Source organism: Belnapia sp., from assembly GCF_059504005.1.
In genome coordinates this window covers 1-12,507 of record NZ_JCACHU010000139.1, presented here as the reverse complement: position 1 = coordinate 12,507, position 12,507 = coordinate 1, and the positions used below count along the sequence as shown (strand labels likewise).

Genomic DNA, 12,507 nt, shown 5'->3' with positions numbered 1-12,507 from the left:
CGTGGTCCAGGCAGGCAAGCTCGACTGCCCTAGCCGACGACATCCGCAACGAACAGGAACCCATCTTGCTGAAGACCCAGACCCTCGCCGCCGAATGGGCGCCCCGCCTGCTCAGCGTTCTCCGCATCGTCGCCGCGCTCATCTTCCTTGAGCACGGCACCCAGAAGCTGTTCGGATTCCCGCCACGCGCCAGCGGAATGGGACCGGAGATCTTCTCGCTGCTCTGGTTCGCGGCGGTAATCGAGGTTGTCGGCGGCGTGCTGCTGCTGCTCGGCCTGTTCACGCGACCGGTGGCCTTCGTCCTCGCGGGCGAGATGGCCTTCGCCTACTTTATCGGCCACGCGCCGCGGAACCTCTTCCCAGCGTTGAACGGCGGCGACGCCGCCATCCTGTACTGCTTCGTGTTCCTCTACATGGCCGCAGCGGGCGGCGGGGTCTGGAGCCTCGACTACTCGAGGGAGCGGAAGTCGCTCGCCGTCGGGCGGGGCGCCATCGTCAGCTGATGCTCGTCCGGCCGGGGTTGCCGTCCAAGGTGGCCCCGGATTCCGGTCAAGGCAGCACGAGCACGCCCGCCTATGAACGGTCCGTCCTGCCGCGGCTGCTGGCGCTCGCCATGCGGCACCGGGAGCTCGTGCCCTATCGCCAACAGGTCGGGCGTTCCGCTTCGGGGCGGGTGCTGGAGCTCACCTGAAGACCGGCTACCTGCCGGGCCCGAAGCCGCTGACCTCCATCTACCAGGGTCGGGCCCGACCGGGCTGACGGCGACGGCGGAGCCGATGAGAACTATTGGTCAATGCCAAATTGGAGGTACCCACTGGCCATGGCACTCCGGGACCGCCAGCCGGGCCGATGTTCGGCCACTTGTGTGATTGAGTTGGTGCCGCAGCCGCCGCTAGGCTTCGCTCGGCCGCGGCGGCCCGGGGAGGCCCATCCGGGCAGCGCCCGAGGGCAGCAAGCACGTCCGGGCCGGGAGGCACCAATGGCTGAAGAGGTCGCGCCACCGCCCACGCCGATGGCGTTCGTTGACGCCGTCCTTGGCTACCAGAAGACCGCGGCCATCAGGGCCGCCGTCGAGATCGGCCTGTTCGAGGCGATCGGACCCAAGGGCGCCGACGCCGAGATCATCGCCGCGCGGGTCAACGCCTCGCCTCGCGGGGTGCGCATTCTCTGCGACTACCTGACCGTGCTCGGCTTTCTTGAGAAGTCCGGCACTCGCTGGCACCAGGCGCCGGTCGCCAGAACCTTCATCGACGCTGCCTCTCCGAACTCCATGGCCAGCATCGTCCGCTTCCTGGCCGGGCCAGAGCTCCTCCGACTGTTCCTCTAAGACCCGGTCGGATACATCCGCCGCGGCGGTTCGGACGGGTTGGCCAACACGACCCCCGAAGACCCCGTCTGGGTGACGTTTGCCGAGAGCATGACCCCGTTCACCATCGCCGCGGCGAAGGCGACGGCGGCCCACCTCGCCACTTGGCCCGCGCCGCCGCGGCGGGTGCTCGACGTGGCCGCAGGCGCGGGCATGTTCGGGATCTCCGTGGCGCAGGCATGCCCCGAGGCTAGCGTCGTCGCGGTTGACTGGCCGGATGTGGTCGCCGTGGCCGCCCGCAACGCCGAGCGAGCCGGGGTCGGCGGGCGTCACCGGACGTTGGCGGGCGACGCCTTCGCCATGGACTGGGGCGGCGGCTACGATCTGGTCCTGCTAGCGAACATTCTGCACCACTTCGATCACCCGACGTGCGTGGCGCTGCTGCGGCGCGTGCGCGACAGCTTGGCCCCGGGCGGGCGCGCGGCCATCGTCGAATTCATCCCGAACGAGGACCGGGCAACGCCCCCGATCCCAGCCAGCTTCGCCTTCATGATGGTAGCCACGACGCAGCACGGCGACGCGTTCACCGAGCCGGAGTACGCTGCGATGGCGCGGGAAGCGGGCCTGCATGCCGGAGCTGCGGTGCCGCTGCCGCCGTCGCAGGAGCGGCTGATCGAGTTGCAGGCATAAGGCGGTCGGGAGGCCCGGCAACCCGGCCTCGCTCCCCGCGAAGACCCCGACCGGAACGCGTCGGGCCGAGGTGCCGCCGGGGGCTTGGCCGAACCCGGCTGGAGCCATGGCTCGGCCGGTATGGCGCGGATGCCTCAACTGGCTAACCCGGCGTAGCTAGTCGGGAACCGTTCGCGAAAAGCTCTCTGGAATCTTCAAGAATTCGGAGCCGAATTGCCGTCTGGCTTCAGAATGCTACGGCCTCTTCCTCTACGGATCGCGCGGAACTTCACTACAGATCGCGCTCGGGACGATGGCGGGAGGCGCCCTGGCCAAAACCGCTCCCCGGAGCTTCTGGGGTACTACTCTCGTCTGTCGGCCTGTGACGGGAGCCCGCCAAGAACTGTGACGCGGCTTTGCGCGGTGACGGCGCGGGTTGCCGAGGATTTCGGGGCCGCTCTTCCACGAAGCCTGGCTCGTTTCCAGACATGCCCCTCGAGGCCGCAGGAGGAGGCGCCACCTTCAATTCGTACCGAAGGCCATGCCGTTCGGCAGCCAGATCTCCAGCGTTCCAGGTCGGGGAGGCTTCGCGTAAGACAGGAAATCCCGCACGTGCCAAGCTGGACCCACCGGTTGCCGGGCCAAGTCCATGGCTGCCGCCCTGTTGGCTTTGTGGAAGTAGCGGATTTCGGGTGCGGAAGGGGCGGCTCGGACCGACCTGATGCCCGCCACGGACACGCCCTAGCGCCCGAGCCGACGCACCAACGCTTCCGCTGCATCGCCCCTCGCGTTCATGGACTGATGGGTGAAGACCCGGAAGGACGCGGGTGCCGACGCCACGACGGACACCCTGTCCGCCATCCCCATCCGGTTCTGAACAAGGCTTGCCGCCTCCAGCGCGGGTTCACGAACCGGTTCCGCAATCGGAGGGAGGTCTGATACCGGCGCCGCTCGGCCTGGTGGAGCAGTCGCGGCACGGGCCGCGACCGGCGGCACCGAGAGTCCGACCAAAGCCGGGCCATTCGTCGACCACTGCGGCGCTTGCGGCTCGGCGCCTTGTGGCGCTGGCACCTGCGGCAATGGTGGCTCTGGGCCGCCCCGCGCGCAGCCGCAATGGGTAAGCAGGTCGGCGGCGATTGAACGTCCGTCCACTGTGTTTCTTCGCCCCCGGTGCGCAGGGAGGTCTCCGCATCAACGAGGCTCTCCGACGGCCGGTCCATGTCGGTCACGGCATTCCTTGCATCGTGGTGGTCGCGGCCGGGTTCGCGGGGCGACAGGCTCGAAGCCTCCCGGGTGGCGGTCTGCGGCGGCGTGCGCGGCACGCCAGCCTCCCTCACCCCCGCCACGATGGCTGCCATTCGGGGCGCAGCCAGCTCCGCCTGCCGGGAGCGTGCGGGTCCGGCCGCGGTGACGTCCCGCTCTCTGGCGGCCAGCTGGATGCCGAAGACGGCTACGACGGCCAAGCCAAAGGCGAGGGCCGCCAGCGGTAGAAACTTGCCTCCGATACCCCCAGCCCGGGGCAAACCTCCCCCACCGTCCGGCCCTGCGCCAGCTCCACCTCGGCCTACCGCAACACCCCAATGATCTGTTCCGGCTTCAAACGCTTCCCTGGCACCCTGACCTCCCTCAGGAGGCCAACTCTCTCACCAATCCCGGATCCAGTTCAGGGGCGCAGCTCACTTGCGGGCGCTACCGAGGCTTAAGGGCAAGTGGTTCTCGCCGGAGCAATCTGGATGCGGTAGCTAAGGATCCTACGCGGGCGGACCCGAGGGGTCTCGGTGGGGAGAGACGGCCCCGGGCGCAGCCAGCGCTACAGGATGAAGTCACCCTCCGTGAGCTGGAAGACCCCGTCCAGGACGATCTCGGCGTCGGCGACGCCGTCCGTCGGCACCTCGACGGTTCCCGGGCTGCCGGGCTGGGGCAGCGACACCACCAGGGGGGCGACGCCGTCCAGCTGGACGACGGTCCGGCCGTCCACGATGTCGTAGCGCGCCTCCGGCGCGTCGCCCGAGAACGCGGCCCGGCCAACGAACTCGTAAGCGAAGTCGCCGATGGCGATGAAGCGGAACGAGAAGCTGTTCAGCTCCGAGAGGTCAATCCTGTCCTGTCCCTGCTGGAAGTCCTGGATGACGTCGGCGGCCTCGCCGAGGCCGGTGTCCACGACGCCCCGGCTGCTCTGGAAGAAGTTGGTCTCGCGCGTCCCGAACGCGAAGGTGTCCGAGCCCGGGCCGCCGCAGAGCGTGTCGACTCCGAAACCTCCCCCGAGCGCGTCGGCGCCGCTCCCGCCCCGCAGGACGTCGTCGCCCCGGCCGCCGCGGATGTCGTCGTCGCCAGCGCCGCCCAGGAGCACGTCCGGCTCGTCCTCGGGCTCGGCCCCGTCGACGAAGACGATCGCCGGGCGGCCCCCGTAGATGGTGTCGTTGCCCGCGCCGCCCGAGACCGTGTCGTTGCCGGACCCGCCAAGGAGGTTGTCGTCTCCCGAGCCGCCCGACAGGAAGTCGTTCCCGCGCCCTCCGAGGACGAGATCGTCCCCTGCGTCGCCGAACAGGACGTCGTTGCCGGTGCCGGGCTCGAGGTCGGGGAAGGTGTCGCGGTTGTCCCTGTCGCCGGTGACCGTGTCGTTCCCCGCGCCGCCGGAAACCAGATCGTCGCCGTCGCCGCCTCGAAGCTGGTCCGCACCGGCTCCCCCGGAGACGAAATCGCTCGCGCCGCCGCCGTCCAGGGTGTCGTCCCCGCCCAGGCCACGGACGACATCTTCGCCGTCGCCGCCGAACAGCGCGTCCGCCGCCCCGGTGCCAAGCACCAGGCGTGGCAATGTCTTGGCCATTCCTTGGGTCCTCCCGACGGGCGACACGGTCGGTTGTTCTTGTAGTGAAGTACTCGGCGCCGTCAGGCGGGAAGTATATTCAGGTTCATACACCCGGCGCTTCACCTTGGCGTGGGCTCGCCGTTCGGCGCGAATGCCGCACGCGCGGGGCAGCGCGCCCCCGCCCGGCCTGGAGCCTCGCCTCAGACGGCCGCCATGACCGTCTTCAGCCGCTGCATGACGCCGCGGCGCCCAGCGCGGGTCTCGCTGCCCTTGGCGTATTCGTCGAGCTCCGCCCCGATGCGCCGCTCCGGGTCCGTCTCGTCCCCGGCCGCCCGCAGCGCCTCGTTCATGGCACCCCTCGACGAGTTCAGGATGCGGGCCACGACCGTCGCCTCCCGCAGCGTGCCGCTGGGGCGAGCGAGGACCGCGTTGACCGCCTCGGCGAAGGTGCCGTTCAGCCAGTCCAGCATCACCCACTCCTGGATGTCCCGGCGGCGCAGGCCGACCCGGCACCAGTGCCTGAGCCGTTGCCACGCCTCGGCGTCGAGCGCGCCCGCCGCGTTGAAGCGCGAGCAGTAGTCGGATGCGGCGAGCGCCGCGGCGCCATGCCTGAAGGGCACGCCGTCGAGGTCGGCCATGATGACCGCCTGCTCCAAGTGCGCGGCGCAGGTCCCGCCCCGGGCGCGGACGGTGTCGTAGTGGAAGCCCGGGGGAAAGCCGGGCGAGAACCGCCTTCGCCGCCGGGACGCGCTCCGAGACCGCCCGGAAGAAGCGCACCGCGCCGCCGACGTCCATGTGCGGCAGGCCGATGCCGCCGAGGGCGTAGCTCATGAGGTGCTTCCCGGCCCGGATGCTGGGCGGCCTCTTCCACCCCTGATCCGCCGGATCCGGCGGCACCCCGGCCGACGTCCAGGCGACGCACCATTCGGCGACCGACAGGGTCAGCGTCAGCAGGCCGCAGCGCTCCATGAACTCCTGCGTCGGCGACCCCTGGCCAGCCCCGCCGACCAGGCGGCGGACCAGCTCCTCCGGCAGGCGCTCGTCGCCGCCGTTGTTGTCGGCCTTCACGCTCCACCCGCCCGCGGCGAGGATGGCGTCGAGCACGTTGGGCTCGATGGCCGACACCTTCCCCATCGCCTCCGTCGCCATGGCCCCAGGTTCAATTTGCGGTCCCAGGCCCGGAGCGAGCGCCGGAAGCCGTGACCGGCCGCGCGGGCGAGCCGGGTCGGAACCTCGGCTCCCAGGAGCGGCAGGTTCCGCCCGGTGGCCCTGGCCGTGGAGAGGGACCGTGCCAGCCTCCCCCGGCTCCGCGGGGGTTTGGCATTTGGAAAGTGGCCAAATGGGCGGCTGTCGGTGTGCTGGCGGCTTTCGTCGCGCCCGTGATGTCCGCGGTCGCCCTCGTCGACATGCCAGCCCTCCGCTGACGCGCGCCCGCGCGTCGGCACGAGGGTCGGCTGGCCACCCGGGGCCGCGCTGGCCACCCCGCTGGACCCGCGGCCGGGTGCGAGGCCCGTCCGGCCTTAGCCGCCAAGCCGCTGCGCGCCGATCTCCACATCCAGGATGGCGACGTCGTTCTCAAGGATGACGGTTGCCTCCGCCGGGACAAAGACCAGCTGACGCGCCATAGCGAACTTGTCCGGGCCGGTCCACTCGATGCCCGGCGCTAACTCGAACGCGAACTTGTTGGCGTTTTCGACGGGACCCAAGATGGCGCTCGGCACCCTGGAACGGCCGTGGGTCATGAACAAGACCGAGAGCTTCCCTTCCGGATCGACGCCGTCCCACGTCAGCGGCGCGGCGCGGCGCCGCCGGTCTGGGGTGCCTTTACCTTCACGTCGACCACCTTGCCGCCCACCTCGTTCTTGAAGGTCTGCTTTATGCCGTGCCTCACCTTCAGCCCCTCGGCGAGCGTCTGCGTCATCGGCCGACCGAGCTGGGGCGACCAGCGGATGCAGCTTCACACCGTGCCCGCGATGAGCTCCTTCCCCGGCCACGCTCCGGACACGATCTCCCGCAGCCTTGAGAGGTCGGGCCGCGAGGCGAGATCCACGAGCAGGCGTGGCCTAGCGAACTCGTTGATGCACGCTGCCCCGAGATCTTCCGTGACCAGCTTGCCGCTCATGTGCGCCTCCATGCCCTTGCCTCGATCCAGCGCCGCCCCAACCGCGGCCCGGGAGCCTGGGCGGCGCCGTTGCCTGCCTCGGTCCGGGGTGTCGCCGGGCGGGTCAGTTTCCCCGGCGGCCCGCCGCCGTCCTCCAATCGCGGGCCACGGCCCCTCCCGCCGACACGAAGACGTCCGGATCCTCGTTGGCGTGGGCGGGTTGCGCGAGCCGGTAGCGGAGGTCCACCGGCTGCGCCGCCACCAGGGCTTGGCGGCAGGGCCATGGCCGCCGGGCAAGCCACTCGGCGCAGGCGTGACCGCAACCGCGGAGAAAACCTCGTCCCCATGGCCGCGTCCTCCTCCGCGGCGCCACGCGGGAGCCACGTGGCGCGAGGCTACAAATCCGTGGATCGCCGCCGCCACGGTGTCGCGAACACATGCGGGTGCCCACGCGCGATGCCCTCGTCGCGGGCCGCCTCACGGACCCGGCGTCGGCCGGACGGATCCTCGCCCGGCGCTTGATTTGCGCTGGTGCCGCCGTTGGTGGAGGCTGCCCCTGCAAGCCTCGGCGCGCGTGTCGAGCACCTTAAGAGCAACCGATGGAACTCGACGACGACCTGTCTCGGATCCTGCGCGCCGCGCAGGAGGGCCACGCCACGGCTGCCATCGGCCGCTACATCGATGGCTTCTACAACCCCATTCACCGCCATCCCGCGCTTGACTTTGCAAGCCCTGCACAGTTTGAGAAATTGGCCGTTGCCTGACCCAATGCCTCTCCACTAAAGCGGAGTAGATCCAGTCCTCGTCCGCCATAAGCGCGGATTCGTAAAGCAGGCCGAGCTCCCGCGCTGGGGTTTGAGAGCAGATGGCTTTGAATGCAGAGGACATAGAACTTAACGCGGCCGACGCATTACGCCTCCGCGGAGCCCACCATCGCCTCGACCATCGAGGACACCGCCGATACCGATTATCTGCAGAAGTCAGCCTGCATCCAGCAATGCCTGTGGGCTTAGTGGCCAGGTGCCCATACCCCTCCAGTCATTAGGCGTCGGATTGCTTCGATGGCAACCTTGGGGGCGTGCGTTGTCCAGCCTGCCCAGCCACCTAGCTCGCCCTGACCCGCAGCCGGTGCCAAGAAGCGTTCAGGTAGCCCTTCCAGTTCCAAGTATCGTCCGGCGAGGCAGGCTGCGTCTGGCCCGCACTGTCCCAGGCGCGCACCGCCAACTCGTGCTCTCCTGGCGGCAGGTCGGCCTGTAGGCGCCACAAGGTCCACCCCCAGGGTGCCGTCAGGTCATGCTCCAGCTCCGCCTGCTGCCAGGTCCGGCCACCGTTAAGCGACACATCGACCCGCGCGACCTGCCTGGCTGACGCGACCGCCCAGCCCCGCAGCACAACGGCGCCCGCCTCCAGGTCGGGAAAGGCCCGAGGCTCGCCGATGGCAGCATTCAGCGGCATCTCGTTGATGGTGATCCCGGTGGCCCTGCCCGCCGTGTCCTGCCGGATGTCGGGCGGGAACAGCTTGTAGTCGTGAGCCTGCGGGGGGGCGTCGCTCGGGAGGTCCCGTACGGTGATGCTGGAAAGCCACTTGGCGCTACGCACACCGGCAAAGCCCGGCACCACCGCGCGTAGCGGAAAGCCGTGCTCAGGCGCCAGCGCCTCGCCATTCATCTCAAAGGCCAGCAAAACCTCGGGTGACATCGCCTTGGCCATGGGGATCGAGACGCCATAACGATAACTTCCACTTTCGCCTTCGCACTGATCGTGGCAGGCAAAGGCCACATGCAGGTTTGCGCCATCCTCGGCACCAGCCGCCCGCAGCACATCGGCGAGTGCCACGCCGGTCCACCGAGCATTGCCGATGGCACCGATCGACCAGGGGTCGCCAGCCACCTGCCCTACCTGCAGCAACTCACCCCGGCGGTTGCCCGCACACTGCATCACGGCGGTGACGGTTCGGCGGGGGAACTCGTGACGAAGCAACTCCATCGACAGGTCGAGCGGCCGCTTCACCAGCCCGCTGACCGCCAGGCGGTAGGAGCCCCCCTCAATTTGCGGGATGTCGCCGTGGCTGCGGACGTAGAATATCGATTGCGGGGTAATGTAGCTGGCGACCAAGGATTGCGGGTACGGCTCGGCGTTGAACGGCTCCGTCGAATGCACGATGAGGTCTGATTTGCAGTCGAAGGTGGACATGGGGCGCTCCTCGATGCCGTCAGGGATAACGCGCTGCAGGCGTTAGGGTGCAAACCTGCCCCTCATTCGGTTGCCCTGCCGTGTTCGGCAGGCGTCGCGCCGAACCCGGTCAGTCGATCTCACAGTATGCTCCGGGGCCGATTAACGCCTTCGGCCACGGTGTGAAGTTTCTGCCGTCTCAGGTCACGCTGGAGCGCATGCAGTCGTCTTCTGACATCCACTTGGCTGTGCCTCAGTTGTATTCGATGCGGTAATCCAGTGAGAGTTGGTAATACTCCTTACTGCCGTATGGAAAGGCAAACACCTCGCCAGTGGCGACATCGCCAGTCCCTTCCTGCGAAGTCGGGCATCCAAATCGGTCCCTGATAGACCCGGTCCATCGGGAGTGGGGAAGTCGCGGTTTAAGATTGGGCTGGGCATAAAAAAAGGTGCCACATTCTGCCCTGAAGGACCGCGATCAGGCCAGAATGGGCTTGCACAAGGCGAACCACCACCAACGCAAGGACAGGCGGCGGGTCGCGCCACCAGGGGGTGGAAGTGCGGCGCAACGGAACTGGCCGTTCAGGCTTCCGCTGGCGTATTGTAACTGGCGAAGCCGCATGTGGAGGCCAGATCCTTCGGCATACATAGGCCGCCGTGGAGACATCGGTGAGGGAGACGGGAGCGAGCATAGACCGGATGGGAGCCACCGGAGGCGGCGGCCCGGCCGACGTCGCCTGGGCGCGCTGGCTCGTCCGGAGCCGCAGCCGTCGGGCCTACGCCGTCGCCTCGATAGTCCTCGGGGCGGCTCTCTCGATACGTGGTGCCATAGACTTGCCGTTTCCAGGCGTCCCGCCGTTCGTGACCCTGTTTCCTGCCGTTGTGCTGGCTGGCCTGTTCTGCGGTGCTGCGGCCGGGAGCGCTGTCGTCATCCTAGGCGCCGCCGCCGCCTGCTTCCTTTGGCTGCCTCCCCGGTGGGCCTTCGGGCCGATGGAGGCCGGGGACGTGGTCAGCCTTGCGATGTTCCTGCTCTCCAGTGGCTTGATCCTCTGGATCACGTCCAGGCTGCGCGGCGCCCTCGTCGCTGCCGACAGCGCGGGGACCAAGCTCGACACCGCGCTCGGCCTGGACGATGTCGGCACATGGGAGGTCGACCTCCACACCCTGCGGGTGCGCGCCTCCGGAAGCACGCATGGCCTGCATGGCATCCCCGACGATGGCCGCGAGCGCCCGGCGGAGGAGTGGCAGGCGGCGGTGCATGCGGATGATCAAGACGCGCTCCGCCAAGCCCTGCGCGACGCCGAGGCGACCGGCGCCCCCTTCGCCGCCGAGTACCGCGTGCCGCGGCCAGACGGCCCAGACCGGCGCATCCTGTCGCGCGGCGGGGTCGTCTCCATCGGCGGGCGCCGCCGCTTGGTCGGGACCTTGATCGACATCACCGACCGCGCCCTCGTCGAAGAGCGCCTGCGGAGCCAGGAGGCCGGCCTGCGGGAGGCGCTGGCAGAGCGGGACATGCTCGTGCGCGAGGCCGACCACCGCATCAAGAACAGCCTCCAACTCGTGGTGAGCCTGCTGCGGCTGCAGCGCGCCCAGGTTGCCGAACCGGAAGCGGCCGAGGCTTTGGGCGAAGCCATCGGCCGCGTCGAGGCGGTCGCGCAGTCGCACAAGGCGCTCCAGCAGAGCAAGGACCTGCGGACGGTCGACTTCAGCGACACCCTGCGGGACCTCTGCGTCAGCCTCGGCCAGCTTAACCCCGCGCTCGAGATGCGCTGCGGGTCCGAGAGCGGCCTGAAACTGGATGCGGAGCGCGCCATACCGCTGGCCCTCATCGTCAGCGAGTTGGTAACCAACGCGCTTCGCCACGCCTACCCAGACCGCAAAGGGCAGATCACCGTGGACGCCATTGCCGTCGGCGGCATGCTTGTCGTCAACGTCGCGGACCAGGGTGTTGGCACTGCGGGCGACGCTGGGGACAGCGGGCTTGGCTCGAAGGTCATCCGCTCGCTCTCAAAGCAGATCGGTGCCGAGGTTACGCTGCGGTCAAAACCCGACGAGGGCACCATGGTGACGGTGAAGACGCCGCACCACGCCACCGCCACCGCCAACTGACGCTGCCATACGGGGGAATGCTCAGGAAACCGAGGCCGCCGTGGCAAGGCAGATGTGCGCCTGTCCCTGTGGCGGCGACGTCCCGTGCACGACAGTGTCACCATGCAGATGTTCGACGCCCATCTCACTCACTGACGTCTGGTCCCCAACAGCGCCCCATCGTCACGCGCACCGCGCATCTCCTGAGAGCTGGGCGTGCTGGACCACTCTTACGGACCAGACTGGACGCGCGTGCTAGGGTGCTCCGGGCGATGCCATCGTTCCCGCCGCCAAACCGTCACAGGATGCCGAGGCGGAACGCCCGCCGCGCCTCCGCCGTTAGCACGGGCATGCCTAGAAATGGACTGGTTGCCCTCCCCCCGACCGCGGCTGACCTCAGGCTGGCGCGCTCCAGCGCGCGCGTAGCCACGCCCGCGCTGGAGCGCGTGGCACAGGTCGTCACCTTGGCGGCGGATGAGAAGCTGTTGCTGGGCATGGTTGGCCTAGGCTGGATAGGCGTCCGGCTGCTGACCCGGGACGCGGGCACTCGCGGGCGGGCCGACCACCTGGCTTTCGCCACCGCCGCGTCCGCCGCCTTGCCGCATCTGCTGAAGCAGCTGGTGGACCAGGAGCGGCCGGACCGCCGCGTGGTGGGCGAGCCACGCCGCGGCGTACCGCGGTCCGGCAAGCCGCGGAACGCCTTCCCTTCTGGGCACGCGGTTCACCTGGGCGCCATCGCAGCGGCGCTGACCCGGTGGGTTTCGGCGCCCTGGCGCCCGGCCGTCTGGAGCGTCGCCTTGGGACTCTCGGCGACGCGGCTGGTGCTGCTCGCGCACTGGCTGACCGACGTGGGCGCGGGCCTGGCGATCGGCGTCGGGCTGGAGGCGGTCCTGCATCGCCTGCGCTGGCCTGATGGGTCAGGCCCCGGCGCGGGCGGCTGAGCTAAACGGATTTGGCAGCCGCAGACCTACGACCCGGCGGCCGTGTCCTACTTCCTGCCGCCGCCGAGCAGGTGTCCAAGTAGGCGGTCCGGCGAGCTTCTGGCCAACTACCCATCGAAGCGATGCCGAGCTGCCCCTACAGCGACCTCATAACATGGTCGACCAACAGCGCCGCCTTCTGCTCGATGACCATCGGCGCCGGTGGCTCCGAGGACCGGCGCCGAACCCGCCGGAATGTTCGGTGGACCCGGTCAGGTCCGACGCTCTGCGCAGTGGGCGACCAAACGACAACGGAACACCGATGGTTGCGGGGGATTACGGGCCGATGGTTCCTGCCCTGGCCACAGGACCGGCGGGACCCCAGGTGCCTAAGAGCCCGTCCATGAAGAACTCCTGTACTCTGAATGCGTTGCGGCAGGAC

At 69.1% G+C, this 12,507-nt stretch carries 14 protein-coding genes; 7 read left to right on the top strand and 7 right to left on the bottom strand.

Translation table 11 applies throughout. The features are described 5' to 3' along the window. Positions 1 to 65: 65 nt before the first annotated feature. From AC5JJ1_RS19155 to AC5JJ1_RS19140, 4 genes are all read left to right on the top strand, one after another. Entirely contained in the window at positions 66 to 503 is a 438-nt protein-coding gene (locus tag AC5JJ1_RS19155) for a DoxX family protein (RefSeq protein WP_495786707.1), read from the top strand. After that, entirely contained in the window at positions 503 to 691 is a 189-nt protein-coding gene (locus AC5JJ1_RS19150; RefSeq protein ID WP_495786706.1) for a hypothetical protein, read from the top strand. Before AC5JJ1_RS19155 ends, AC5JJ1_RS19150 begins: the two co-directional genes overlap by 1 nt. 288 nt (positions 692 to 979) lie before the next feature. After that, a complete protein-coding gene (locus AC5JJ1_RS19145) occupies positions 980 to 1,327 on the top strand; it encodes a methyltransferase family protein (RefSeq protein ID WP_495786705.1) in 348 nt (115 codons plus the stop codon). Positions 1,328 to 1,417: 90 nt separating this feature from the next. Continuing rightward, the gene (locus AC5JJ1_RS19140; RefSeq protein ID WP_495786704.1) at positions 1,418 to 1,996 is read left to right on the top strand and encodes a methyltransferase; all 579 of its coding nucleotides are present in this window, start codon (positions 1,418 to 1,420) and stop codon (positions 1,994 to 1,996) included. 1,429 nt (positions 1,997 to 3,425) lie between these two features. On the opposite strand, the gene AC5JJ1_RS19135 is transcribed toward AC5JJ1_RS19140, so the two are convergent. From AC5JJ1_RS19135 to AC5JJ1_RS19110, 6 genes are all read right to left on the bottom strand, one after another. Beyond that, positions 3,426 to 3,533 carry a transposase gene (locus tag AC5JJ1_RS19135; RefSeq protein WP_495786703.1) on the bottom strand — a complete coding sequence of 36 codons (108 nt, stop codon included), beginning with the start codon at positions 3,531 to 3,533 and terminating at the stop codon, positions 3,426 to 3,428. A gap of 252 nt (positions 3,534 to 3,785) precedes the next feature. Beyond that, entirely contained in the window at positions 3,786 to 4,802 is a 1,017-nt protein-coding gene (locus AC5JJ1_RS19130) for a calcium-binding protein (protein ID WP_495786702.1), read from the bottom strand. A 182-nt stretch (positions 4,803 to 4,984) separates the two neighbouring features. After that, a complete protein-coding gene (locus tag AC5JJ1_RS19125; RefSeq protein WP_495786701.1) occupies positions 4,985 to 5,422 on the bottom strand; it encodes a hypothetical protein in 438 nt (145 codons plus the stop codon). Between the two features lie 882 nt (positions 5,423 to 6,304). Next, positions 6,305 to 6,532, bottom strand: coding sequence for a hypothetical protein (locus AC5JJ1_RS19120; protein WP_495786700.1), 228 nt, complete (start codon positions 6,530 to 6,532; stop codon positions 6,305 to 6,307). Between the two features lie 38 nt (positions 6,533 to 6,570). Continuing rightward, positions 6,571 to 6,705, bottom strand: a complete 135-nt coding sequence (locus tag AC5JJ1_RS19115) for a hypothetical protein (protein ID WP_495786699.1) — start codon at positions 6,703 to 6,705, stop codon at positions 6,571 to 6,573. Between the two features lie 36 nt (positions 6,706 to 6,741). After that, complete coding sequence (locus AC5JJ1_RS19110) at positions 6,742 to 6,906, bottom strand: hypothetical protein (RefSeq protein ID WP_495786698.1); 165 nt, start codon at positions 6,904 to 6,906, stop codon at positions 6,742 to 6,744. Positions 6,907 to 7,484: 578 nt separating this feature from the next. Here AC5JJ1_RS19110 and AC5JJ1_RS19105 point away from each other — a divergent pair. Beyond that, the gene (locus tag AC5JJ1_RS19105; RefSeq protein ID WP_495786770.1) at positions 7,485 to 7,649 is read left to right on the top strand and encodes a hypothetical protein; all 165 of its coding nucleotides are present in this window, start codon (positions 7,485 to 7,487) and stop codon (positions 7,647 to 7,649) included. Positions 7,650 to 7,989: 340 nt separating this feature from the next. Here AC5JJ1_RS19105 and AC5JJ1_RS19100 read toward each other — a convergent pair whose 3' ends face one another. After that, a complete protein-coding gene (locus tag AC5JJ1_RS19100; RefSeq protein WP_495786697.1) occupies positions 7,990 to 9,078 on the bottom strand; it encodes a molybdopterin-dependent oxidoreductase in 1,089 nt (362 codons plus the stop codon). A 678-nt stretch (positions 9,079 to 9,756) separates the two neighbouring features. Between AC5JJ1_RS19100 and AC5JJ1_RS19095 the strand changes: the two genes are divergently transcribed. Together AC5JJ1_RS19095 and AC5JJ1_RS19090 are read left to right on the top strand one after the other, a co-directional pair. Then, a complete protein-coding gene (locus AC5JJ1_RS19095; protein WP_495786696.1) occupies positions 9,757 to 11,166 on the top strand; it encodes a sensor histidine kinase in 1,410 nt (469 codons plus the stop codon). A 425-nt stretch (positions 11,167 to 11,591) separates the two neighbouring features. Then, positions 11,592 to 12,086, top strand: coding sequence for a phosphatase PAP2 family protein (locus tag AC5JJ1_RS19090; RefSeq protein WP_495786695.1), 495 nt, complete (start codon positions 11,592 to 11,594; stop codon positions 12,084 to 12,086). The last annotated feature ends 421 nt before the right edge of the window (positions 12,087 to 12,507 follow it).